Below are 24,079 nucleotides of genomic sequence, written 5' to 3'. Positions count from 1 at the left end.
ATTTATATGACGAAGGTGTATAGAACTTTCCAGTTGAAAGATACTAAGTTCAAAGTTGGTGATGATTGCAATAAAAGGAAACATTCTCATTACCAAGTTGAAAAATCATCAGATGAAAGTGAGGCAACATTGGATGAAAGCAACTGGAATAGTTCGTCGAATCGATGATTTGGGTCGTGTTGTAATTCCGAAAGAAATACGCAGAACCCTCCGTATCCGTGAAGGGGACCCGTTAGAGATCTTTGTTGATCGAGACGGGGAAGTGATCTTAAAGAAGTATTCACCAATCAGCGAATTAAGCGATTTTGCCAAAGAATATGCGGAAGCCCTATTTGATAGCCTCGGTAACCCAGTTTTAATTTGCGATAGAGATGCTTATATTGCTGTCGCAGGTGGTTCTAAAAAGGATTATTTAAATAAAAATATTAGTGATTTAGTTGAAAAAACCATGGAAGACCGCAACTCGGTTCTTGTTACCCAGCAAGGTGATATCGCGCTTTCAGATGGCAATGATGAAACCGTTTCATCATATACCATTGGACCGATTATTGCAAATGGCGACCCTATTGGGGCTGTCATTATCTTCTCTAGAGAAGGAACGCTTGGGGAAGTAGAACAAAAAGCTGTTGAAACAGCTGCAGGCTTTTTAGCAAGACAAATGGAGTCATAAAAAGTTATCTTAAAAGGCAGCGGCTGCTGTCTTTTTTATTTAGGGGAGAAACAAGCAGCACTATGCTATAATTACCTCGAGTTTCTTTAAATTGTCTAGCTTCAGCGCCTAGCCCCTCTTTGGTCTAAGCCACTCCCAAAATGAAGGCAAAAAGCGCCTCCCTTTTGGGAGCGTCTTATGCTTGTCTGGGCTGAGCAAGGCGCTTCCGCTTTTCTCAGTAGGTGAAAAAATGCAAAAGTCCGTCAATCCATCAAAGGTGTTATTTCGAGGGGCCTTTATCTTAACCATTGCTGCCATTATTACCAAAATCTTAAGCGCTTTTTATCGGATTCCGTTTCAAAACATAGTGGGTGATATTGGTTTTTACATATATCAACAAGTGTACCCGTTTTATGGAATCGCCATGGTCCTGTCAACAACAGGCTTTCCGGTGGTCATCTCCAAGCTTTATGCAGAACAAAAAGAAAAAGGGGATGATGAAAAATCCCGTTTGCTTCTGTTCGTCTCGTTTATTTATTTACAGCTGTTTGGCTTTCTCTGCTTCCTAATTCTTTATTTAGGCTCAAATCAAATCGCCCTATGGATGAATGATCCCCATTTATCCATTCTTTTAAGGGTAGTCTCGATTGTGTTTTTAACCTTTCCGTTTGTTGCTCTACTCAGGGGCTATTATCAAGGAATTGGCAACATGGTTCCAACGGCCTTATCTCAAGTGGGTGAACAAACAACTCGAGTGCTAACGATCATCTTCTTGTCCTATTTATTCATGCAAAAGGGTTATTCCCTTTACCTTGTTGGCGGCGGGGCCATGTTTGGTTCCATCACTGGCAGTCTGATTTCAGCCATTATCTTGTTTATGTTTTTATGGATACGTAAAGAATGGAAGTTAATAGCGCCCAATAAGGAGATTTTCCACAGCTATACGGATGATATAAAGCGGATTTTTAAGTTGCTTCTCTTTCAAGGTCTGACAATCTGTTTGAGCGGAATGCTGTTGATTTTTCTGCAATTGGCTGACTCTTTAAATTTATATTCCTTACTTACTTCAAGTGGAGTGGAACAAACAATCGCAAAAGGTTTAAAAGGAATCTTTGACCGCGGCCAGCCGTTAATTCAGTTGGGAACAACCGTGGCGACGGCGATGTCCTTAACATTGGTTCCCATGATTACTCGGGAGCGAATGGCACTCAAGCCCCAATTTTTACATCATAAAATAAGGCTTGCTATCAAGGTAAGTATTGTCGTAGGTCTTGGAGCATCTGCCGGTTTATGGGCCATCATGGAACCGACAAATACGATGTTGTTTGAAAATGCGGATGGCTCATCCGTTTTGGGCGTTCTAGGCTTTGTTATTTTGTTTACTTCAATAATTTTAACAATCATTGCCATCATGCAGGGGCTGGGAAGTCTAATGTTTCCGGCTCTGACTGTACTGGGAACATTTCCATTAAAATATTGTCTTAATATGGTTTTCGTTCCTGCGTTTGCCACAATGGGAGCAGCCCTTGCTTCCCTAATTTCTTTAGCAATTGTCAGTGCCATACTTTTTATGAAATTAAAAAAAATAGTCAAAATTCCGTTGTTTAACTCTCATTTTTTAGGAACAGTGTTAGCTGCTACTGTTTTGATGGTTCTTTTCTTAAAAGGTTATTTATTTATATCAGGTTTCATTATTGAACCATTGGCGTTGGGTCGTATCGGAGCAGCTTTTCAAGCATTAAGCTCAGCCTGTTTCGGCGGCATGCTCTTTCTGTTGATTATTATTAAAGGGAGCGTGTTTACTGAGGAGGAGCTCAGCTTATTTCCACTTGGGAGTAAGTTAATTCATTTTATGGCTCGAAAGGATAGAAAATAAATGGTGAAAAAAATTGAAGTTTTAGGCTTAGGAGCAGGGGATTTAGAACAGTTACCTGTGGGGATATATAAAAAATTACTTCGAAGCAATCATATCTATTTAAGAACGAAAGAGCATCCTGTGGTAAGTGAATTAGAGAAAGAAGGGATGAACTATACCTCCTTCGATTCCGTCTATGAAAAGCATGACCAATTTGAAGCGGTCTATCAGGAAATAGCCAGCACCTTAATAGAGAAGACGCAAACGGAGGATGTTATCTATGCTGTACCGGGCCATCCGCTTGTCGCTGAGCAAACCGTACAACTGCTTTTGGAAAAAGGCCCAAAGGAAGGAATTGAAATTATCATTGGCGGCGGTCAGAGCTTTATTGATGCGATATTTACAGCTTTAAAAATTGACCCTGTTGAAGGTTTTCAGTTACTTGACGGAACCTCGCTCCATTCTAATCAATTGAATCTGAACCAGCATATCATGATCAGCCAGGTTTATGACCAATTTGTCGCATCTGAAGTGAAGTTAACATTAATGGAAAAACTGCCTGATGATTATGGGGTAACAATCGTAACAGGAGCAGGAAGTAAAGAGGAAGTCATCGAAAAAGTACCGCTATTTGAGCTCGACAGGAACGTATCGCTGAACAACCTCACTTCTGTTTATGTACCGCCTGTGAAAGATGAACAAATTATGTGGAAAAATTTCTCTAAATTGCGTGAGATAATCGCTGAATTAAGAGGACCTAATGGCTGCCCATGGGATAAGGAGCAGACACATGAATCGTTGAAAAAATATTTGATAGAAGAGACCTATGAAGTCATTGATGCTATCAACAGTGAAGATATCGATCATCTCATTGAGGAGCTTGGCGATGTACTTCTGCAAGTGCTGCTTCATGCCCAAATTGGTGAGGATGATGGTTATTTTTCCATTGAAGATGTGATTGAAGGGCTGTCTGCAAAAATGGTCCGCCGCCATCCCCATGTATTTGGAAATGTCCAAGCAGAAAATGCCGAACAAGTAGTTCAAAACTGGGAGGAGATTAAGAAGCAGGAAAAAGGCGACGAACCCTCCTCACTACTAGAGGGAGTTTCGTTGTCGCTGCCGAATTTGCTCCGTGCCTATGAACTGCAAAAGAAAGCGGCAAAGGTGGGTTTTGATTGGAAGGAAATTACCCCTGCATTAGAGAAAGTGAAAGAAGAGCTTAACGAATTTATCGAGGAATTAGATGGAACAGAAGATAGCTTTGTCCGTGCAAGACAAGAATTTGGCGATTTATTATTTGCATTTGTTAATGTAGCAAGATTTTTAAAGATTCATCCTGAGGAAGCACTCTTTGAAACGAACGAAAAATTCACGCGTCGGTTTCGATATGTGGAAGAAAGTGTGAAAGAAAGCGGACGAACCTTTGAAGCGCACACACTTGAAGAGCTTGACAAGTACTGGGATGAGGCAAAGATAAAAGGATTATAGAATTGGGGAGCCATAAAGATGCGTCTAGATAAATTTTTAAAAGTTTCAAGATTAATAAAAAGAAGAACATTAGCAAAAGAGGTTTCTGATCAAGGCAGAATTGAAGTTAACGGGAAGGAAGCAAAAGCGAGCACAACGGTTAAGGTTGGCGATGAACTGACGATTCGACTCGGGCAAAGAAAGGTGACTGCCCGAATTGACCGGATTCAAGAAACAACCCGCAAGGAAGAAGCTGCCGAGATGTACACAATTATAAATGAAGAAAGAGTCGGCGGGTCAGAAAACCAACTGACCTAGTAATGTCTGGCTGCAGCGCCTAGGGGCTCTTTGGTCTAAGTCGATCCGTCGAGAAGGTTAAAAAAGCAACCTTCCCGTCGGCGCGCCTTATGCTTGTGCCCCTGGACAAGGCGCTTCCGCCTTTCTATGTTCTAATTCTATTATCCCTCACATAAATATGTATCAATGAGGTTGTACAAATGATTGTGAGGGATGAAGGATGAGTCAATATTATGATACCAATCCAACAAAGAGCAGTACTCCTGATCATGATGTGATTATGAGAGGAAGAAAGTTGCTTGATATTACCGGTGTGAAACAAGTGGAGAGCTTTGATAATGAAGAATTCTTATTGGAAACATCGATGGGGTTTTTAGCTATTAAAGGACAAAACCTGCAAATGAAAAATCTAGATGTCGAAAAGGGCATTGTTTCGATTAAAGGGAAGATTTTTGATTTAGTGTACTTAGACGAGCAGCACGGGGAGAAAGCTAAAGGCTTCTTTAGCAAGTTATTCCGATGACCCTTTCGACGCAATTTTTAACGATGCTTTCGATGATTGGAATGGGGTCGTTATTTGGCGCCATGTTTGACACGTATCAACGCTTTTTAAACCGACCAAAAAGGAAGCAATGGATTGTCTTTATTAACGATTTATTATTTTGGATGATTCAAGCTTTAGTCATTTTTTACACATTATTTCTAGTGAATAATGGAGAGTTAAGATTTTATATCTTTATTGCCCTGGTTTGCGGCTTCGCTGCTTATCAAAGCTTATTAAAAGGGACCTATCTCCGCATACTCGAGTTTTTAATAAAAACGGTCATTGCCATTGCCCAATTTATTAAAAAAACCTTCCAACTCCTTGTTTATAAACCAATCGTCGGTTTGATCCAACTAGTGATTATCATACTTCTTACAATTGGCAGGGGGCTTTTAACCCTTGTCAAATTTATTTTTAAGGTTTTGTTATGGATTGTGAAATTGATCCTAACAATCGTGCAAAAAATATTAATAATTTTTTGGAAACTTTTGCCGAAAAGTCTTAAAAAATCAGTCGAGAAGTTATATAATAGAACGGCAGGAAAAATAAAGAAAATCGGGAATTATATTGTAAAGTGGATAGATAAGTTGAATAAATGGAAAAAGAAAAAAGAGTAAGGAGGGGAAGAAATGGGAACGCCGGCCCAAAAAAATGTATCCAAGATTCAGACAACCTATGTTGCTCAGCAGGAATACGCGGAAATTGCCTCAGCTCGAAAAAGGAGGCTGGTCATTAGACGTCTGTCAATGTTTCTTGTTTTTGCTAGCGTACTTTCGTACCTGATGATTTCCAGTTTTCTTTCCCAATCCACTAAGCTCGAGGCTAAAATTGCACAAAAAAAGCAGGTGGACAGGCAGCTTGCAGACCTAAAAAAAGAGCGGGATATTCTAAAAGAGAATATTATCAAATTAAACGATGATGACTACATTGCCAAACTTGCCAGGAAAGAATACTTCTTCTCCGAGAAAAATGAAATCATATTTAATATCCCGGACGAAAAGAAGGAAAAATGAACCAATGTATAGTCTTATTGACACTCAATTTTTTCTTTCTGTATAATATAGAGTAAGATTGATTTTTTAAATTATTAAGGAGGAACATTCTTTTTATGTCAATTGAAGTAGGCAGCAAGTTACAGGGAAAGGTAACAGGGATTACAAATTTCGGAGCGTTTGTGGAGCTGCCGGACGGCTCAACAGGACTCGTTCACATTAGCGAGGTTGCAGACAACTATGTCAAAGATATCAACGATCATCTTAAAGTTGGCGACCAAGTTGAAGTAAAAGTCATCAATGTTGAGAAAGATGGAAAGATTGGCCTATCCATTAAAAAGGCAAAGGATAGACCAGAACAGCCGGAAAGAGAGAGAAGACAGCATTCACACTCGCAACGCCCTCGTCAAGGTAGGTCAAACGATCGTAATAATGCTAGACCAGAAAATTTTGAAACAAAAATGGCAAAATTCCTAAAGGATAGTGAAGATCGTTTATCTTCCTTAAAGCGCCACACGGAATCCAAGCGTGGAGGAAGAGGAGCTAGACGGGGTTAACTTGCTGCTCGCTTTTATCGGATAAAGCAGGTTCCACTGAATATCTAATAGATTAAGACAGGTCACAAATGACTTGTCTTTTTTGTTTTTTTATAGGTTTGTTTAAATACTTCAATTTGTTGATTGGAGTGGAAGGCGCTCGACTCCTGCGGGAAGAATGGGTCAAGGGAGACCCCGCAGGTGCGTCAGCACCGAGGAGGCTCCCGAACCGCCCGCGGAAAGCGAGCGCCTGGAACGGAAATCAACAGCCAAGTAATAATACTTCCTTTTACGACATGTTTACCATTATTTGAATGAATATAGTGAAAACCGTCGAACGATTTTTGGAATCCCGTTCACTAATTTGACAAACTTTTAAATCTAGCAAATTTATAATAGACTCCAACGATGAATTAGTAGGGAGTGTGATTTATGGAAAAGCTGGAGCGGAGTTTAATAGAACCAATCGGTGAAGTTAACCTTCATTCATCAAAGTGGGACCCTATGGTCGGAGTAAAAAAAGTCCAATTACTGCTTGAGTCCTTTTTTATAAAGAAAGGTTATCTACTTTTATTTGTAGGTTTTTTGCTTGGCAGGGCATTGATTCTAGCGAAACTAACTCCATTTTGTCTGCCGTTTTTTGCCTCTGTTTATTTAATTAGAAGAGATCGGGCACCGCTTGCCTTAATCGGATTGGTAGCAGGAGCAGCCACTCTATCTTTATCTAATGCAGCTTCCACCTTTATCATTTCCATCTTCTTTCTAGTCATATTTCGAATCAGTAAGAAATGGCTGACAAATGAAATGCGAGCCATGCCGCTTTTTGTCGGTATTATCTTAGGGATTGGAAAATTAGCAGAAAGCTTTATCCTCTCCAGGCAGTTGACGCTTTATGATGCTATGATGGTCGGTGTACAGGCAAGTCTAGCCTTTATCTTAACGCTTATCTTCTTACAAAGCATTCCTTTATTGACCTTGAATAAACGCAGGCAATTATTAAAAACGGAGGAAATCGTCTGCTTAATTATCATGCTCGCTTCTATTATGACAGGTACGATTGGCTGGAAAATCTATGATTTATCGGTCGAACATATAATGTCTCGATATTTAGTATTAGTATTTTCCTTTATTGCTGGAGCAACCGTCGGCTCAACAGTAGGTGTAGTGACGGGATTAATTTTTAGTCTAGCAAGTGTATCGAGCTTCTATCATATGAGTTTACTAGCCTTCTCCGGTGTATTAGGCGGCTTATTGAAGGAAGGGAAAAAAATAGGTGTATCGGTTGGTTTATTTATTTCGACACTATTAATCGGTATGTACGGGGAAGGCGGCGGTTCGATTCTGCTTTCTGTGCTAGAGACATCAGCAGCAGTGTTTTTATTTCTCTTAACACCGCAAAGCCTGACATCACGACTCGCAAAATATATTCCAGGAACACCAGAATACACGGCTGAGCAGCAAAAATATATGCGTAAAATGCGGGATGTCACCGCACAGCGGGTCTCGCAGTTTTCGAGTCTATTTCATACGCTGTCAAAAAGTTTTTCGCAAACAGAAGTTTTACCGACTGAAGAATATGATCAGCGGGAAATGGATTACTTTATGAGTAATGTAACGGAAAAAACGTGCCAAACCTGTTTTAAAAAGGATCAATGCTGGGCAAAGAATTTTGCAACAACATATTCCTATATGGAAGAAATCATTCATGAAATGGACCAAAATGAGGGAAATGTTTCTTTAAAACTTAACAAGGAATGGGAAAAATTATGTTCTCGCCCGAAAAAAGTTTATGAAACGATTGGACAAGAATTAACATTTTTCCAAGCCAATCAAAAATTAAAAAAGCAGGTGCATGAATCCAGAAAGCTTGTGGCGGACCAATTGCTTGGTGTCTCTGAGGTGATGGATAATTTTGCGAAGGAAATTCAGCGCGAAAGGGAAAATCATTATAAGCAGGAAGAACAAATTATGGAGGCGCTTCAAGGGTTCGGAATTCATATTGAACAAGTCGAGATTTATAGCCTTGAGCCGGGAAATGTTGATATTGAAATGAGTGTGCCATTTTGCAACGGTCATGGTGAATGTGAAAAACTCATTGCTCCGATGCTTTCTGATATTTTGGCAGAAACGATTATCGTCAATAAAGAGGAATGTGCAACATATCCAAATGAATTCTGTTATGTCACCTTTAGGTCGTCAAAGGCTTACACTGTCGAAACGGGGGTGGCCCATGCTGCTAAGGATGGCGGTTTAATTTCAGGTGATAGTTACTCGACTATTGAACTCGGCTTTGGTAAGTATGCGATTGCGATTAGTGACGGCATGGGAAATGGCGAGAGAGCTCACTATGAAAGTAAAGAGACCCTGCAACTATTGCAAAAAATTCTCCAATCAGGTATCGATGAAAAGGTTGCGATAAAATCTATTAATTCAATCCTTTCGCTAAGAACAACAGATGAAATTTTTTCTACATTAGATTTGGCGATGATTGATTTGAAAAATGCAGCCGCCAAATTCCTGAAAATTGGATCGACACCAAGTTTTATTAAAAGGGGCAACAAAATCATTAAGATTCAGGCGAGCAATTTGCCGATTGGAATTCTTCAGGAATTTGAAGTTGATGTCGTCAGCGAACAATTAAAAGCAGGAGATTTATTAATTATGATGAGCGATGGGGTGTTCGAAGGGCCCAAACATGTGGAAAATTATGATTTATGGATGAAACGAAAATTACATGAATTGGAAACAGAAGATCCACAAGAGATTGCTGATTTAATTATGGAGGAAGTGATTCGGTCCAGATCTGGCGTCATCGCTGATGATATGACCGTAACGGTTGCCAAAATTAAACATAATACCCCAAAATGGGCAAGTATTCCAGTTTATCATAAAAGAAAGCATGCATAAATGCTTATTTTAACCAGCTCTTTCTGAAATTATGTATAAATCACCTCCACACGGTCGAAAATGATACCAATTATGTAGTGGAGGGAGAAGGTTATGTATACAGGAAAAATACGGCAAATTTTGTTGATCACAGATGGATGCTCCAATCAAGGAGACGATCCAATTGCGATGTCTGCACTCGCCAAAGAACAAGGAATTACAGTAAATGTCATTGGTGTGATGGATCATGATGTCATCGATGAAAAAGGAATGTCTGAAATAGACGGGATCGCGATGTCAGGCGGCGGTGTCAGCCAAATTGTATATGCACAGCAGCTTTCACAAACCGTACAAATGGTCACCCGAAAAGCGATGAATCAAACAATTCAAGGTGTGGTCAACCGCGAGCTCCAACAGATATTAGGACGTTCACAAACAATGGAAGACCTGCCTCCTGAAAAACGCGGTGAGGTTATGGAAGTTGTCGATGAATTAGGGGAAACTGTCGAATTAGAAGTGTTGATTCTTGTCGACACCAGTGCGAGTATGAAGCATAAGCTGGAAACGGTTAAGGAAGCGCTGTTAGACCTTTCTCTCAGCCTAAATGCTCGAACAGGAGATAATCAATTCTCTATTTATGTATTTCCCGGGAAAAAGAATGATGTCGAAAAATTGCTGGACTGGACGCCGAATCTACAATCTTTGACAAGTATTTTTTCAAAGCTGTCAACCGGAGGGATTACGCCTACTGGCCCGGCATTACGGACTGCACTTTCAGCCTTCAATCAAAAACGATCATTAAGGAGTCTGCTTGAACGTGATGATGAATCATTCTTTGAAGAGTCAATGTAAAGTAAGTCCGGGAACAGTTATTACAGGGAAATGGCATGGAAATAAATATACGATTATAAAGGAACTAGGATTTGGAGCAAATGGGGTTGTCTATCTTGCAAAATACAATAACACTCAAGTAGCGTTGAAAATGAGTGATAATGGTATGTCGATTACCTCTGAGGTAAATGTTTTAAAATCCTTTGCTAAGGTCCAGGGTTCATCATCCCTCGGGCCTTCTTTGCTTGATGTTGATGATTGGCAAAAAAACCAAGGTCGGATTTCCTTTTATGTGATGGAATATATTCAAGGCCCCGACTTCCTTTCTTTTTTAAAACAAAAGGGGAAATCATGGACGACCGTTCTATTTTTGCAACTTCTAAATGATTTAGATAAGCTCCATGAAAATAACTGGGTATTTGGTGATTTAAAACCAGAAAATCTTATTGTTACAGGACCGCCTCCAAAAATTAGATGTATTGATGTGGGCGGTACGACCATTCAAGGAAGAGCGATTAAAGAATTCACAGAGTTTTATGACCGCGGCTATTGGGGGCTAGGCGGAAGAAAGGCGGAACGATCCTACGATTTGTTTTCCGTCGCGATGATTATGATTAACACTGCCTATCCAAAAAGGTTTACAAAAACAACAGGCGGAATTGCGCAGCTAAGAGAAGCGATTCGCCAAAAACCAGAGTTGAATCAATTTGAAAAAGTAATCCTTAAAGCACTACAAGGGCATTATACAACGGCTAAGCAAATGAGAATAGATTTATTAGATTTACTGAATGATAAACCAAGGTCAGATTCCAAGCAAAATCCGCCGAAGGCACAGAACTCTGCTCCAAAAACAGCGCCATTAACTCCATCTCAGGGAAGTACAGCCATTTCAAGGCAACAATTCCGAAAAAAGAAGAAAAAGAGCGGCTGGGTCGAATTTTTTGTAATCGCTGCCGTTTTAGCTGTTTTATATGGTTCATATATTTTTTTAAATCTGCTGTGAATTTTGAAACCTTTTTATAGTTAATTCGTATGAAAATGAAGGAAATAATTATATATGCTTTATTTAAGCCAATGTTTTGATAGTTCCTTAGTTGTAGTGGTATGCTATTGATATTCTCATCTAATTTTAATAAGGAAGTTTTTCTATGTTGGAAACAAAAGTTGCGGCCTTTCTTGAGCGTCAGTCTTTTAAGCTTAACCAAAAAAAAATCGTCGTTGGTGTATCAGGCGGGCCGGATTCTTTAGCGCTGCTCCACTATATGCTAAAGGAAAAAGAAAAAAGGAACCTTTCCATTGTGGCTGCACATGTTGACCATATGTTTCGTGGTCAAGAATCCTATGAGGATGCGATGTTCGTTAAAAGCTTTTGCGAACAATACAAGATTCCTTTTGAAATGATTCGTATGAATGTTCCAGAGATGATGGAGGTAACAGGGAAAAGTTCGCAGCTTGCAGCAAGAGAAGCGAGGTATGGATTTTACTTAAACATCATGGAAAAGTATGATTATCCCTATTTAGCACTTGGTCATCATGGGGATGACCAAATTGAGACGATGCTGATGCGGGTAACCAGAGGAAGTACAGGCATGGCAAGAGCGGGAATTCCTTTCTCGCGCCCATTTTACAAAGGTAGCATTTTTCGTCCGTTCTTATGCTTGTCAAAGGATGAAATCTGGAACTATTGCGATAAGCATAAGCTTTCTCCGAGACTAGACCCGAGTAATGAAAAAGGTGTCTATAGCAGGAATCGTTTCCGTAAACAGGTTCTGCCATTTTTAAAAACAGAAAATCCTCATGTTCATGAAAGCTTTCAACGGTTTAGTGAAGATTTAAAGTCTGATGAAGCCTATCTTCAGGAATTAACGGAAAAGCAAATGAATACAGTAGTGAAAATAAGGGAAAAGGGCAAAATAACCATTGATATTAACCAGTTTCTAGAAATGCCTTTGCCTTTACAAAGAAGAGGGATTCAACTAATATTAAACTATCTTTACTCGGAAAGGCCTGCTGATCTTTCTGCCGTACATATCGACCAAGTCTTTCACTTACTTCATCATAATGGACCTTCAGGTAAATTTGATTTTCCTTTTGGTTTAAAAGTGATTCGCTCTTACCTTCAATTATCATTCCAATTTCAACCGGATCAGGTTGAACCCTATTTTATTGAAGTGAATGAGCCAGGAACGATCTTTCTGCCAAGTGGCGGGAGTATAAGGATAGAATATTTAGACAGGGAATTTGCAGCTGTAAATTCATACATGGCCTTTTTTTATAAGGATAAATTGAAATGGCCCATTATCATTCGGACCCGTAATAATGGTGACCGAATGACATTAAAAGGAATGCAGGGCACAAAAAAGTTAAAGGATATTTTTATTGATAAAAAAATTCCTGTTCAGGACCGGGATGGTTGGCCGGTTATTACAGACAATGATGGGAATATTATTTGGTTGCCAGGTTTAAAAAAATCAGCTTTAGAAGGCATAGATGCATCAGCAAGACAATATATACTACTCACATATAATAAGTAATGAACTTCTAGGGGGCACATTTATGATGAACCAGGATATTGAAAAAGTATTAGTATCAGAAGAGGAAATTCAAGAAAAAATTAAGGAACTGGCAGCACAATTAACCGAAGAATACCAAGACCGCTTCCCACTTGCGATTGGAGTTCTCAAAGGCGCCATGCCTTTCATGGCTGACTTATTAAAACGAATGGACTGCTATCTTGAAATGGACTTCATGGATGTTTCGAGCTACGGTACTGGATTTGTTTCTTCAGGAGAGGTCAAAATTCTTAAGGACTTAGACACATCTGTTGAAGGAAGAGATATTTTAATTATCGAGGATATCATTGACAGCGGTCTGACACTTAGTTATCTAGTCGATTTATTCCGTTACCGGAAAGCGAAATCCATCAAGATTGTTACATTACTGGATAAACCAACTGGAAGAAAGAGCAAAATACAAGCAGATTATGTAGGGTTTATTGTTCCTGATGAATTTGTAGTCGGCTATGGTTTAGATTACATTGAAAAATATCGGAACCTTCCATATATTGGGGTACTAAAACCTGAGGTATACAGCAATAATCAATAATAAGGATTTTTCTTGAACAATTATGGGGATAAAGCCTTGACAAAGAGGGCAATTCCTTGAATTAGTAAGAATTTCTATGATACTATTTATTATAGTTTTTACCCGTGGGAGGAGGTAAGAGATGAATCGGATTTTCCGTAATACCATCTTTTATTTATTGATATTTTTAGTCATTATTGGGGTTGTAAGCTTTTTTAATGGAAGCAGCGAGTCGACCAAACATATTACGTATGATAAGTTCGTTTCGCAATTAGAAAATGGTGAAGTAAAGTCATTTTCCATGCAGCCTGAACGAGGTGTGTATGAAGTTCGCGGCGAGCTAAAAGCAAAAAATGAAAAATTTCTTACTTATATTCCAAACAGTGAAAAAATTGTCGGAAGCATTGAGGATTCAGGAGCTAGAGTAGATGTAATGCCGGCGAAGGAAACGAGCGGCTGGGTTACGTTCTTTACTTCCATTATTCCGTTTGTCATCATCTTTATTTTGTTTTTCTTTTTATTAAACCAAGCTCAAGGCGGCGGCAGCCGAGTCATGAATTTTGGGAAATCAAAAGCAAAGCTGTATAACGATGATAAGAAAAAAGTTCGCTTTAGAGATGTAGCCGGAGCGGATGAAGAAAAAGCTGAGTTAGTTGAAGTAGTCGAATTCTTAAAAGATCCGCGCAAGTTTGCTGAACTTGGTGCCCGTATTCCAAAAGGGATCCTTTTAGTAGGACCTCCAGGTACAGGTAAAACATTACTGGCAAGAGCGTGTGCTGGTGAAGCAGGCGTACCGTTCTTCTCCATCAGCGGTTCTGACTTCGTTGAAATGTTTGTCGGGGTCGGTGCATCTCGTGTGCGTGACTTATTTGAAAACGCGAAAAAGAATGCTCCATGTATTATCTTTATTGATGAGATTGATGCCGTTGGGCGTCAGCGTGGTGCTGGTCTAGGCGGCGGTCACGACGAACGTGAACAAACCTTGAACCAATTACTCGTTGAAATGGATGGCTTCGGTGCCAATGAAGGTATTATCATTGTAGCTGCAACAAACCGTCCGGATATTTTAGACCCAGCGTTATTGCGTCCGGGCCGTTTTGACCGACAAATTACGGTTGACCGTCCAGATGTGATTGGACGTGAGGCAGTCCTAAAAGTACATGCACGCAACAAGCCTTTAGATGAATCCGTTAATCTAAAAAATATTGCGATGCGTACACCTGGTTTTTCAGGTGCCGATTTAGAAAACCTATTGAATGAAGCAGCTTTAGTGGCAGCTCGTCAGAATAAAAAGAAAATCGAAATGACCGACATTGATGAAGCGACGGACCGTGTTATAGCTGGTCCAGCTAAAAAGACTCGTGTCATTTCTGAAAAAGAAAGAAAGATTGTTGCCTTCCATGAAGGCGGACATACCGTTATTGGGTTAGTGCTTGATGAAGCAGATATGGTCCACAAAGTAACGATTGTCCCGCGTGGTCAGGCTGGTGGATATGCCGTAATGCTTCCTAGAGAAGACCGTTACTTTATGACAAAGCCGGAATTGCTTGATAAAATTGTTGGTTTATTAGGCGGCCGTGTGGCAGAAGAAATTGTCTTTGGTGAAGTGAGCACAGGGGCGCACAATGACTTCCAACGTGCTACTGGAATTGCCCGCCGGATGGTAACTGAATTTGGAATGAGTGATAAGCTTGGTCCATTGCAGTTCGGTCAAGCCTCAGGTGGTCAAGTTTTCCTAGGCCGTGACCTTCATAATGAACAGAATTATTCAGATGCGATTGCTTATGAAATTGATCTTGAAATTCAACGCATCATTAAAGAGCAATACGAAAGAGCTAGAAAAATTCTTACAGAGAATCGAGATAAGCTTGATCTTATTGCTAAGACACTTCTTGAAGTGGAAACACTTAATGCTGAACAAATTCGCTATTTAGTTGACCATGGCCATATGCCTGATCCTTCACTTACCTTAGAATCAGTTGCGGTTGGACCTAAAAAAGTGGATGATGTGAAGGTCAATATCAATATCAAAAAGGATGAGCCCGAAAAGGATGAAAAGTCCTTCTTAGATTCTCCGCCTGATGAAATTGATTATAAGTAATATGAAAGAGTGCTTCGATGAAGCACTCTTTTTTTTCCTGATACAAATAATTATGGTATGATATTTGCGATATGAGAAAAGAAAAATCCGATAAAGTGAGTGATAGATTTGATCTTCGTTTTTGACGTGGGAAATACGAATATTGTTCTAGGTGTTTATCAAGGGGATGAACTGAAATATCATTGGCGGATTGAGACAAATCGAAACCGTACAGAAGATGAATTTGGAATGAATGTAAAGGCCTTGTTTGATCACTCTGGTCTATCTTTTTCAGATATTGACGGCATCATTATCTCCTCTGTTGTTCCACCAATCATGTTTGCGCTTGAGCGTATGTGCCAAAAATATTTTCATATTAAGCCGCTTGTTGTAGGCCCTGGAATCAAAACGGGCTTAAATATAAAATATGAAAATCCAAGGGAAGTTGGGGCGGATCGAATTGTCAATGCAGTAGCCGCGATTCATGAATATGGAAGCCCGCTGATTATTGTCGATTTTGGAACCGCAACTACCTATTGTTATATCAACGAAGAGCGACAATACATGGGAGGTGCAATTGCTCCTGGAGTGGGAATTTCAACAGAAGCATTATATTCTAGGGCGGCAAAACTGCCACGGATTGAAATTACCCGTCCTGAAGGTGTCATTGGGAAAAACACAGTTGCAGCAATGCAGGCAGGAATTGTTTATGGTTATGTTGGACAAGTCGAAGGCATCGTAAGGCGGATGATGGAGCAGGGTGAGAAAAAACCAACCGTCATTGCGACAGGAGGCCTTGCCAATCTAATTGCCCAAGAATCAACAGTAATTGATATAGTTGACCCATTTTTAACTTTAAAAGGCTTGCAGCTTATCTATAAGCGCAACATAGGATAACCTAAGAAGGGACAGAACGAAAGGAGTTTGAAAATGAAGGATTATCTAGTTAAAGCGCTTGCTTATGAGGGAAATATTCGCGCTTATGCGGTTAGGACGACTGAAACAGTGAGTGAGGCCCAGCGCCGTCATCAAACCTGGAGAACGGCATCTGCTGCACTTGGCCGCACGATAACCGCAGGGGTAATGATGGGGGCAATGTTAAAAGGGGACGAAAAGCTGACGATCAAAATTGATGGCGGTGGGCCACTTGGGCCTATCTTAGTCGATAGTAACGCCAAAGGTGAAGTCCGCGGCTATGTGAGCAACCCAGAGGTTGACTTTGAATCAAATGAACATGGCAAGCTTGACGTCCGCCGTGCGGTCGGAACAGATGGTCTGTTATCCATCGTGAAGGATATCGGGCTGCGTGATTTCTTTTCTGGGCAGGTGCCGATCGTTTCAGGTGAATTAGGTGAGGATTTTACTTACTATTTTGCCACTTCAGAGCAGGTTCCATCGTCTGTTGGTGTTGGTGTTTTAGTAAATCCAGATGATTCGATTTTGGCGGCAGGTGGTTTTATTTTTCAATTAATGCCGGGGATTGAAGAAGAAATTATCTTAAAAATGGAAGAACGGTTAAAGACAATTGAACCCATTTCTAAATTAATTGAGCGTGGCTTAACCCCAGAGGACCTATTGGATGAACTTTTTGGCAATGAAAATGTTAAGGTGCTAGAAACTATGCCAGTCGGATTCCAATGTCAGTGCTCTAAGGAACGATTTGCAGATGCGATTGTTGGCTTAGGGTCAAAGGAAATTAGGGATATGATTGAAGAGGATGGCCAGGCCGAGGCTCATTGCCATTTCTGTAATGAAAAGTATCTTTTCACAAAAGAAGAGTTAGAAGAGCTTGAAAAAGAGGCGAAATAAAGATAACCATTGGGGGAAAAAAGGTTGGGGAAGAAGCAGCTTTGGATGGTTATTGCTGGCCTCATCATGCTTAATTGCCTAACGGTTGCCTTTTTTCTAACGAAGGTGAGCGAAACAAGTGGAGCATTAATGAATGATGAGGCGGTAGCAACGATCGGAAAAAATACCATCTCCAGACAAGATTGGCTGAACGAGTTAGAAGCTAGGTATGGAAAAGACGTTTTAAAAGAAATGATTGATCAAAAAGTCATTGAGGAAATGGCGGCAAAATACGATATTAAAATATCTGACCGTGATGTGGACCGAGAATACAGAATGCTGCAAACCACCTATAATTCGTTTAGCTCTAAAAAACAGGCAGATGAGAAAAAGTGGAAGCAACAAATTCGCAGCAACCTTCTGTTAGAAGAGCTTTTAACAAAAGATGTCGAGGTCTCCAAAAAAGAGTTGAATAGCTATTATGAAAAAAATAAAGATCTTTTCGATGTACCGGCTGCCTATCATATATCTCACATCGTTGTAAAAACAAAAAAGGAAGCAACGAAGGCTTTAAAGGAATTAGCTCATGGTTCAAGCTTTTCGGCGTTAGCCATGGAGCGTTCAAACGATGAATTTTCAGCGAATGAAGGCGGAGATATTGGTTATATCAGTGAAGAGGACGAACGCAACCCTGTGATTTACCTTCAGACAGCTAAAAAGCTAAAAAAGGGAAAATACAGTAAACCACTCAAAGTAGAACAGGGTTATGCCTTAATTAAGTTAGATGGAAAAATAAGCGGGGTAACCTATTCGTTTGCAGAGGTGAAAGACCAAATTCGTCGAGAAATCGCCCTTGACCAAATGAAGAAGCCAGCGTCTGCGGCAACCTTTTGGGATGATGCAAAAGTGGACTGGTTCTATGGTAAGGATAAAGAAACAAACTAAAACACAGAGTATATTCTGTGTTTTTACCTTGCGTGGAAAAGGGGCGGAGCGCCGCAAAAATGAATCAGATTATCAAGTTTAAGTGAAAATATTTATTCTGCATTTTGGATTAGATAATATCTTGCTCTGCTCGCACCGCCTTATTTTATAAAATTGTCGCAAAATTCTACAAACAAAACGATTGACAATAGGACTATCTAACTGGTAAATTTAATGATATAAATCCAATAAAATTACTCGGAATAGGGGTGTCCATCATGGTACGTGTTGCAAATTCTGTAGCAGAATTAGTAGGTCAAACACCAATTGTTAAATTAAACAGATTAGTAGAAGAGAATAGCGCTGAGGTTTATCTAAAGCTTGAATATTTTAACCCAGGAAGCAGTGTAAAAGATCGTATTGGTTTAGCGATGATTGAAGCTGCTGAGGAACAAGGGTTAATTAAACCAGGCGTGGATACCATTATTGAGCCGACAAGTGGAAATACTGGAATCGGACTTGCGATGATTGCAGCAGCAAAAGGATATAAAGCGATTTTTGTTATGCCGGAAACAATGAGTTTAGAAAGACGCAATCTACTTCGTGCTTATGGCGGTGAGCTTGTTTTAACTCCAGGACCAGAAGGTATGAAAGGTGCGATTGCACGGGCAGAAGCACTTGCTGCTGAAAATGGCTATTTCATGCCACAGCAATTTAAAAACCAAGCAAACCCAGAAGTGCACAGAAGAACAACTGGTAAAGAAATTGTGGAACAAATGGATCAATTAGATGCATTTGTATCTGGAATTGGCACTGGCGGAACGATTTCTGGAGCAGGTAGTGTGCTGCGCGAAAACTTCCCTAATGTAAAAATTATTGCGGTTGAGCCAAAGGATTCTCCAGTCCTTTCAGGTGGAAAACCAGGTCCTCATAAGCTGCAAGGACTTGGTGCAGGTTTTGTACCTGAAACTTTAAATACGGAAATTTATGATGAAGTCATTCAAATTGCAACGGAAGAAGCATTTGAAGCTTCACGCCGTGCGGCAAGAGAAGAAGGAATTTTAGGCGGTATTTCTTCCGGTGCTGCTATTGCTGCTGCTATCCAAGTAGCACAAAAATTAGGAAAAGGTAAAAAAGTACTTGCGATTATTCCGGATAACGGCGAACGTTATTTAAGTACACCACTTTACCAATACGAAGAACAATAAAAATAGGAAGAGGCGTCGGTGAAGGCCGATGCTTCTTTTTTTTGTAAACCAACTTAAATTTCATGTATGATAAGAGAAGTATTTTATAGGAGGAATAGGGATGAATTCAGCTCAAGAGCCAGTCGTTCATTGCGGTCCATATACCTTAGACTTTAGGAAAAAAACGTTTGTAATGGGAATATTAAATGTTACTCCTGATTCTTTTTCAGATGGCGGAAAATTTAATCACGTTGAACTTGCGGTAAACCATGCTATGGAGATGGCCGCAAACGGTGCAGATATTATTGATATTGGCGGAGAATCGACACGTCCTGGTTTTGCGGCAGTTTCAGTTGAAGAAGAGCTGGAACGGGTAATCCCGATCATTAAGGCCATTTCCGAGAATGTTTCAATCCCAATATCTATTGATACCTATAAGGCAGAGGTTGCAAGACAGGCAATTGAAGCGGGGGCCCATATAATTAACGATATTTGGGGAGCTAAAGCAGATGACCAAATGGCCGGAGTGGCAGCGAAATATGATGTACCCATTGTATTAATGCATAACCGCCATGATCGAGACTACCATTCTTTTATCAGGGACGTATTAAATGACCTTTATGAAAGTATCGCGATCGTAAAAAAAGCCGGAGTAAAGGATGAAAAAATTATTATCGACCCGGGAATCGGTTTTGTAAGGGACTATCAGGAAAACATTCTAACCATGCAGAATTTAGAAAAGTTTGTAATGCTAGGCTATCCTGTTCTTTTAGGGACTTCTAGAAAATCAATGATTGGTCAAGCGTTAAATCTACCAGTTGATCAAAGAATGGAGGGAACGGGAGCAACCATTTGCTACGGCATTCAAAAGGGCTGCCATATCATTCGGATTCACGATGTGAAGGAAATGAGCCGCATGGCTAAAATGATGGATGTAATGATGGGAAAGGGTGAATCGATTGGATAAAATCTATGTCAACCAAATGGAGTTTTATGGGTATCATGGAGTTTTCCCCGAAGAAACCAGACTTGGCCAGCGTTTTATTATCGATTTAACTGTATCATTAGATGTAAGAAGAGCAGGAGAAACAGATGAACTGCAATATTCCGTTAATTATGGTGAACTTTTTAAGATGGTTAAGGAAATTGTCGAAGGAAAGCCATATAAATTATTAGAGGCGATTGCTGAAAAAATTGCCGGAAGTATACTAGCAGCCTTTACGCTAATTGATGAGGTCACGGTGAAAGTGATAAAACCTGACCCGCCAATTCCTGGACATTACAAATCCGTTGCTGTAGAAATTACAAGGAGAAGATAAAAGTGGAAAATACAGCATTTATTGCCCTTGGCTCTAACATGGGAAACCGTTATGATAATATACTGTACGCGATAAAAAAGTTAACAAGTCATTCAGATATTAAGTTGGTAAATTACTCCTCTATTTATGAAACCGATCCTGTTGGATATGAAGACCAGGATTTATTTTTAAATATGGTAATCGAGGTTGCCACTGATTTGGATGCGCATGAGTTATTAGATAGATGTTTAAACACGGAGTTGGAACTTGGGAGAAAAAGGGAGATTAAATGGGGACCAAGAACTATTGACCTTGACATTTTGATCTTCAACCAAGAAAATATTGAAACAGAGAAGCTGATTGTTCCGCACCCAAGGATGCATGAGCGGGCATTTGTGATGATTCCACTTTTAGAAATTAATCATGAAAGTAGATTACCTCTCAAAGATAAACCTCTTGAAGCATGGTTAAATGAACTACCAGATAAAGAAGGAGTCAGAATATGGAAGCGGAAAAATGGGGAAGACGTATTCGAGCCTATCGAAAGCTAAAGGGTTACACGCAGGAAAGCTTTTCAAGGCAGTTAGGTGTATCAGTATCCATTTTAGGAGAGATTGAAAGAGGAAACCGTCTGCCAGCAGGCGATTTACTTGAGAGAATTGCTCAATCCTTAAAGATTACTATAGATGATCTAAAGCCGAAAGAATAGGAGGCAGATTCTTGTTAAAAATTGGCAATATTGAAATGAAGAATCAAGTCGTTTTAGCACCTATGGCTGGTGTTTGTAACTCTGCATTTCGTCTAACAGTAAAAGAGTTCGGTGCTGGTTTAGTTTGTGCAGAAATGGTCAGTGATAAAGGGATCGTCCTTAAAAATGAAAAAACGATGAATATGCTTTATATTGATGAGCGAGAAAAACCATTAAGCCTACAAATCTTTGGTGGTGAGAAAGAAACGCTTGTCGAAGCAGCGAGGTTCGTTGATCAAAATACGAATGCAGATATTATCGATATCAATATGGGTTGTCCTGTTCCGAAGATTACCAAATGTGATGCCGGGGCGAAGTGGCTGCTTGATCCAAATAAAATCTATGAAATGGTTTCTGCGGTTGTTGAGGCTGTTGAAAAGCCGGTTACTGTGAAAATGCGCATGGGTTGGGATGAAGAGCATATCTATGCCGTTAAAAATGCACAGATGGTTGAAAAGGCTGGAGGAAAAGCTGTTTCTCTACATGGCCGTACCCGTGTACAAATGTATGAAGGGAAGGCCAATTGGGATATTATTCGTGAAGTGAAGCAGTCTGTAAATATTCCGATTATCGGAAACGGAGATGTACAAACACCACAAGATGCTAAAAGAATGCTGGATGAAACCGGTGTTGACGGTGTTATGATTGGACGTGCAGCACTCGGAGATCCCTGGATGATTTACCGTACGGTGCAATACCTAGAAACCGGCAAATTAATGGATGAACCATCAGTACGTGAAAAAATCGATGTGTGTATCCTTCATTTAGATCGCTTAATTGCCTTGAAAAGTGAATTTATCGCGGTTCGTGAAATGCGAAAGCACGCTGCCTGGTATTTAAAAGGTGTGCGCGGAAACGCGAGGGTGCGTAACGCCATCAATGAGTGCGAAACCCGCTCTGATTTAGTGACCTTGTTAAATGGTTTAGTTCAAGAGGTTGAGGAACAAGACCAGGCGATTGTTGGCTGAGTTTGACTTTCTAATTCTCATTTTCTATAATACTTTTGTTTACGGATGCAAGCTGCCAGTGATATATCTGGCAGTTTTTATTTCTTTAAAAACATTTTTAATGTCTGAAGTCTTAAGTTTGTGTAAAATAATATAGTATGTAAAAAAAATGCCGAGTATTCTTAAAGCTTTACATAAAAAAGAAAGTAATGGAGTTGAATTAGTCATGAGTCAGGAAGAATTAAATGACCAATTAAGGGTTAGACGGGAAAAAATGCATAGCATGCGTGAAAATGGTCTTGACCCGTTTGGTAAACGTTTTGATCGTTCCCACAATACGCTTGAATTAATTGAACAATACAGCGAGTTAGAAAAAGAAGAGTTAGAGGCTAAGAATGTTTCTGTTTCGCTAGCTGGACGGATTATGACAAAGCGCGGTAAGGGAAAAGCTGGTTTTGCCCATATTCAAGATTTAACTGGGCAATTACAAGTATATGTACGGAAGGATGCAATCGGAGAAGAGCAGTATGAAATCTTTAATTCGGTTGATTTAGGAGATATCATTGGAGTTACTGGAACTCTTTTTAAAACACAAGTAGGCGAGTTATCTGTAAAAGTTCAGGAATTTGTTTTCCTAACTAAAGCACTTCGTCCATTACCGGATAAATTCCACGGTTTAAAGGATGTAGAACAGCGATATCGCCAGCGTTACTTAGATTTAATTATGAGTCAGGAAAGCAAGGCAACTTTTATTGCCCGCAGTAAAATTATTCGCGCTATGCGCCGCTATTTAGATGACCAAGGTTATTTAGAAGTGGAAACACCAATGATGCATTCGATTGCCGGTGGTGCGTCTGCACGTCCTTTTATTACACATCATAACGCACTCGATATGCAATTATATATGCGGATTGCGATTGAACTTCATTTAAAGCGCCTGATTGTCGGGGGTCTTGAAAAAGTATATGAAATTGGCCGCGTATTCAGAAATGAGGGTGTATCTACTCGTCACAATCCAGAGTTTACGATGATTGAATTGTACGAGGCATATGCTGACTACCGTGATATCATGAGTCTGACAGAAAATTTAATTGCTCATATTGCACAAGAAGTAGTGGGAACCACAACAATCCAATATGGTGAGCACGAGGTAGAACTTAAGCCAGAATGGAAGAGACTCCACATGGTAGACGCGATTAAAGAATATACCGGAGTAGATTTCTGGAAGGAAATGAGTGTTGAAGAAGCCCGCGCCCTTGCCAATGAGCACGGAGTAGAAATTAACAACAACATGCTTTACGGTCATATTGTTAATGAATTCTTTGAACAAAAAGTAGAGGAAAAGCTAATCCAGCCGACCTTTATTTACGGACATCCAGTGGAAATTTCACCACTCGCGAAGAAAAATGACGAAGACCCACGCTTTACTGATCGCTTTGAGTTGTTTATCGTTGCTCGTGAGCATGCAAATGCCTTTACCGAGCTTAACGACCCAATTGATCAAAGAGAGCGTTTTGAGGCCCAGCTGAAAGAACGTGAGCAAGGTAATGATGAAGCCCATATGATGGACGAGGACTTCGTTGAAGCGTTAGAATATGGTATGCCTCCAACAGGCGGATTAGGAATCGGGATTGACCGTCTGGTGATGCTATTAACAAATTCACCATCTATCCGTGATGTACTATTATTCCCATTAATGCGTCATCGTTAGTTCTTAAAAAAAGTGCCGGTTAATCCGGTACTTTTTTTGTGGAGAGAAATTAGAATATTTTTATTTTAATATATAGCTTAAAAAAGCATATAAAAGCTATTGCATGGAATGATAATTGGTGGTATATTAATAAACGTTGTTGCGAGACAACAAGCTTTTAAAAAAAGAAAAACAAAAAGTTGTTGACTTTCAGTTGATGACTTGGTATGATAAGAAAGTCGCTTTTGAGCGATAAAGAAATTGATCCTTGAAAAC

Annotated in this window: 24 protein-coding genes; all 24 read left to right on the top strand. The window is 39.9% G+C overall.

Annotation, left to right across the window (positions count from 1 at the left end; all coding sequences use genetic code 11):
* Window positions 1-133 precede the first annotated feature (133 nt).
* The 24 genes from spoVT (at window position 134) to lysS (ending at window position 23,824) form a co-directional block, all read left to right on the top strand.
* A complete protein-coding gene (gene spoVT / locus ABES02_RS13050; protein ID WP_430135266.1) occupies window positions 134-670 on the top strand; it encodes a stage V sporulation protein T in 537 nt (178 codons plus the stop codon).
* A 181-nt stretch (window positions 671-851) separates the two neighbouring features.
* Window positions 852-2,525: a putative polysaccharide biosynthesis protein gene (locus ABES02_RS13045; RefSeq protein ID WP_430135263.1), complete on the top strand. Its 1,674-nt coding sequence runs from the start codon at window positions 852-854 to the stop codon at window positions 2,523-2,525.
* Window positions 2,526-3,992, top strand: a complete 1,467-nt coding sequence (gene mazG / locus ABES02_RS13040; RefSeq protein ID WP_430135261.1) for a nucleoside triphosphate pyrophosphohydrolase — start codon at window positions 2,526-2,528, stop codon at window positions 3,990-3,992.
* A gap of 18 nt (window positions 3,993-4,010) precedes the next feature.
* Window positions 4,011-4,289: an RNA-binding S4 domain-containing protein gene (locus ABES02_RS13035; protein WP_430135259.1), complete on the top strand. Its 279-nt coding sequence runs from the start codon at window positions 4,011-4,013 to the stop codon at window positions 4,287-4,289.
* Between the two features lie 199 nt (window positions 4,290-4,488).
* Complete coding sequence (gene yabP, locus ABES02_RS13030) at window positions 4,489-4,791, top strand: sporulation protein YabP (RefSeq protein WP_430135257.1); 303 nt, start codon at window positions 4,489-4,491, stop codon at window positions 4,789-4,791.
* A complete protein-coding gene (gene yabQ, locus ABES02_RS13025; protein WP_430135254.1) occupies window positions 4,788-5,429 on the top strand; it encodes a spore cortex biosynthesis protein YabQ in 642 nt (213 codons plus the stop codon). Before yabP ends, yabQ begins: the two co-directional genes overlap by 4 nt.
* Window positions 5,430-5,441: 12 nt before the next feature.
* Complete coding sequence (locus ABES02_RS13020) at window positions 5,442-5,825, top strand: FtsB family cell division protein (protein WP_430135252.1); 384 nt, start codon at window positions 5,442-5,444, stop codon at window positions 5,823-5,825.
* Between the two features lie 95 nt (window positions 5,826-5,920).
* On the top strand, window positions 5,921-6,361 hold the full coding sequence (locus ABES02_RS13015) for a S1 domain-containing RNA-binding protein (RefSeq protein ID WP_223596365.1): 441 nt from the start codon (window positions 5,921-5,923) through the stop codon (window positions 6,359-6,361).
* A gap of 411 nt (window positions 6,362-6,772) precedes the next feature.
* On the top strand, window positions 6,773-9,247 hold the full coding sequence (gene spoIIE / locus ABES02_RS13010) for a stage II sporulation protein E (protein ID WP_430135251.1): 2,475 nt from the start codon (window positions 6,773-6,775) through the stop codon (window positions 9,245-9,247).
* 93 nt (window positions 9,248-9,340) lie between these two features.
* Window positions 9,341-10,078 (top strand): VWA domain-containing protein, encoded by a 738-nt coding sequence (locus ABES02_RS13005; RefSeq protein ID WP_430135248.1) that lies wholly within the window; start codon window positions 9,341-9,343, stop codon window positions 10,076-10,078.
* Complete coding sequence (locus tag ABES02_RS13000) at window positions 10,047-11,060, top strand: serine/threonine protein kinase (protein ID WP_430135342.1); 1,014 nt, start codon at window positions 10,047-10,049, stop codon at window positions 11,058-11,060. Before ABES02_RS13005 ends, ABES02_RS13000 begins: the two co-directional genes overlap by 32 nt.
* A gap of 145 nt (window positions 11,061-11,205) precedes the next feature.
* On the top strand, window positions 11,206-12,591 hold the full coding sequence (gene tilS, locus ABES02_RS12995) for a tRNA lysidine(34) synthetase TilS (protein WP_430135246.1): 1,386 nt from the start codon (window positions 11,206-11,208) through the stop codon (window positions 12,589-12,591).
* A 25-nt stretch (window positions 12,592-12,616) separates the two neighbouring features.
* The gene (hpt, locus tag ABES02_RS12990) at window positions 12,617-13,162 is read left to right on the top strand and encodes a hypoxanthine phosphoribosyltransferase (protein ID WP_430135339.1); all 546 of its coding nucleotides are present in this window, start codon (window positions 12,617-12,619) and stop codon (window positions 13,160-13,162) included.
* 121 nt (window positions 13,163-13,283) lie between these two features.
* Entirely contained in the window at window positions 13,284-15,242 is a 1,959-nt protein-coding gene (gene ftsH, locus ABES02_RS12985; RefSeq protein WP_430135243.1) for an ATP-dependent zinc metalloprotease FtsH, read from the top strand.
* A 108-nt stretch (window positions 15,243-15,350) separates the two neighbouring features.
* Complete coding sequence (locus ABES02_RS12980) at window positions 15,351-16,118, top strand: type III pantothenate kinase (protein ID WP_430135240.1); 768 nt, start codon at window positions 15,351-15,353, stop codon at window positions 16,116-16,118.
* A gap of 33 nt (window positions 16,119-16,151) precedes the next feature.
* Window positions 16,152-17,030, top strand: a complete 879-nt coding sequence (gene hslO / locus ABES02_RS12975) for an Hsp33 family molecular chaperone HslO (protein ID WP_430135238.1) — start codon at window positions 16,152-16,154, stop codon at window positions 17,028-17,030.
* Window positions 17,031-17,054: 24 nt separating this feature from the next.
* Entirely contained in the window at window positions 17,055-17,954 is a 900-nt protein-coding gene (locus ABES02_RS12970; protein ID WP_430135236.1) for a peptidyl-prolyl cis-trans isomerase, read from the top strand.
* 257 nt (window positions 17,955-18,211) lie between these two features.
* Window positions 18,212-19,141 carry a cysteine synthase A gene (gene cysK, locus ABES02_RS12965; RefSeq protein WP_430135233.1) on the top strand — a complete coding sequence of 310 codons (930 nt, stop codon included), beginning with the start codon at window positions 18,212-18,214 and terminating at the stop codon, window positions 19,139-19,141.
* Between the two features lie 100 nt (window positions 19,142-19,241).
* The gene (folP, locus tag ABES02_RS12960) at window positions 19,242-20,087 is read left to right on the top strand and encodes a dihydropteroate synthase (protein WP_430135231.1); all 846 of its coding nucleotides are present in this window, start codon (window positions 19,242-19,244) and stop codon (window positions 20,085-20,087) included.
* The gene (gene folB, locus ABES02_RS12955) at window positions 20,080-20,439 is read left to right on the top strand and encodes a dihydroneopterin aldolase (protein WP_430135228.1); all 360 of its coding nucleotides are present in this window, start codon (window positions 20,080-20,082) and stop codon (window positions 20,437-20,439) included. The genes folP and folB overlap by 8 nt, the downstream gene beginning before the upstream one ends.
* Window positions 20,440-20,441: 2 nt before the next feature.
* Window positions 20,442-20,969: a 2-amino-4-hydroxy-6-hydroxymethyldihydropteridine diphosphokinase gene (gene folK, locus ABES02_RS12950; protein ID WP_430135225.1), complete on the top strand. Its 528-nt coding sequence runs from the start codon at window positions 20,442-20,444 to the stop codon at window positions 20,967-20,969.
* Window positions 20,921-21,127 carry a helix-turn-helix domain-containing protein gene (locus ABES02_RS12945; RefSeq protein WP_430135223.1) on the top strand — a complete coding sequence of 69 codons (207 nt, stop codon included), beginning with the start codon at window positions 20,921-20,923 and terminating at the stop codon, window positions 21,125-21,127. The genes folK and ABES02_RS12945 overlap by 49 nt, the downstream gene beginning before the upstream one ends.
* A gap of 11 nt (window positions 21,128-21,138) precedes the next feature.
* Window positions 21,139-22,134 (top strand): tRNA dihydrouridine synthase DusB, encoded by a 996-nt coding sequence (gene dusB / locus ABES02_RS12940; protein ID WP_430135220.1) that lies wholly within the window; start codon window positions 21,139-21,141, stop codon window positions 22,132-22,134.
* 205 nt (window positions 22,135-22,339) lie between these two features.
* A complete protein-coding gene (gene lysS / locus ABES02_RS12935; protein WP_430135217.1) occupies window positions 22,340-23,824 on the top strand; it encodes a lysine--tRNA ligase in 1,485 nt (494 codons plus the stop codon).
* Window positions 23,825-24,079 lie beyond the last annotated feature (255 nt).

It is taken from the genome of Neobacillus pocheonensis (genome assembly GCF_050477905.1).
In the GTDB taxonomy this organism is placed as follows: domain Bacteria; phylum Bacillota; class Bacilli; order Bacillales; family Cytobacillaceae; genus Neobacillus; species Neobacillus pocheonensis_A.
The sequence above is the reverse complement of the archived record's forward strand: the minus strand, read 5'-3'. Positions and strand labels throughout refer to the sequence as shown.

Excerpts from the sequence above, each read along its gene's own strand:
- spoVT (WP_430135266.1), top strand. The coding sequence starts at position 134 with ATGAAAGCAACTGGAATAGTTCGTCGAATCGATGATTTGGGTCGTGTT.
- mazG (WP_430135261.1), top strand. The coding sequence starts at position 2,526 with ATGGTGAAAAAAATTGAAGTTTTAGGCTTAGGAGCAGGGGATTTAGAA.
- ABES02_RS13035 (WP_430135259.1), top strand. The coding sequence starts at position 4,011 with ATGCGTCTAGATAAATTTTTAAAAGTTTCAAGATTAATAAAAAGAAGA.
- yabP (WP_430135257.1), top strand. The coding sequence starts at position 4,489 with ATGAGTCAATATTATGATACCAATCCAACAAAGAGCAGTACTCCTGAT.
- yabQ (WP_430135254.1), top strand. The coding sequence starts at position 4,788 with ATGACCCTTTCGACGCAATTTTTAACGATGCTTTCGATGATTGGAATG.
- ABES02_RS13020 (WP_430135252.1), top strand. The coding sequence starts at position 5,442 with ATGGGAACGCCGGCCCAAAAAAATGTATCCAAGATTCAGACAACCTAT.
- ABES02_RS13015 (WP_223596365.1), top strand. The coding sequence starts at position 5,921 with ATGTCAATTGAAGTAGGCAGCAAGTTACAGGGAAAGGTAACAGGGATT.
- spoIIE (WP_430135251.1), top strand. The coding sequence starts at position 6,773 with ATGGAAAAGCTGGAGCGGAGTTTAATAGAACCAATCGGTGAAGTTAAC.
- ABES02_RS13005 (WP_430135248.1), top strand. The coding sequence starts at position 9,341 with ATGTATACAGGAAAAATACGGCAAATTTTGTTGATCACAGATGGATGC.
- ABES02_RS13000 (WP_430135342.1), top strand. The coding sequence starts at position 10,047 with ATGATGAATCATTCTTTGAAGAGTCAATGTAAAGTAAGTCCGGGAACA.
- tilS (WP_430135246.1), top strand. The coding sequence starts at position 11,206 with ATGTTGGAAACAAAAGTTGCGGCCTTTCTTGAGCGTCAGTCTTTTAAG.
- hpt (WP_430135339.1), top strand. The coding sequence starts at position 12,617 with ATGAACCAGGATATTGAAAAAGTATTAGTATCAGAAGAGGAAATTCAA.
- ftsH (WP_430135243.1), top strand. The coding sequence starts at position 13,284 with ATGAATCGGATTTTCCGTAATACCATCTTTTATTTATTGATATTTTTA.
- hslO (WP_430135238.1), top strand. The coding sequence starts at position 16,152 with ATGAAGGATTATCTAGTTAAAGCGCTTGCTTATGAGGGAAATATTCGC.
- cysK (WP_430135233.1), top strand. The coding sequence starts at position 18,212 with ATGGTACGTGTTGCAAATTCTGTAGCAGAATTAGTAGGTCAAACACCA.
- folP (WP_430135231.1), top strand. The coding sequence starts at position 19,242 with ATGAATTCAGCTCAAGAGCCAGTCGTTCATTGCGGTCCATATACCTTA.
- ABES02_RS12945 (WP_430135223.1), top strand. The coding sequence starts at position 20,921 with ATGGAAGCGGAAAAATGGGGAAGACGTATTCGAGCCTATCGAAAGCTA.
- lysS (WP_430135217.1), top strand. The coding sequence starts at position 22,340 with ATGAGTCAGGAAGAATTAAATGACCAATTAAGGGTTAGACGGGAAAAA.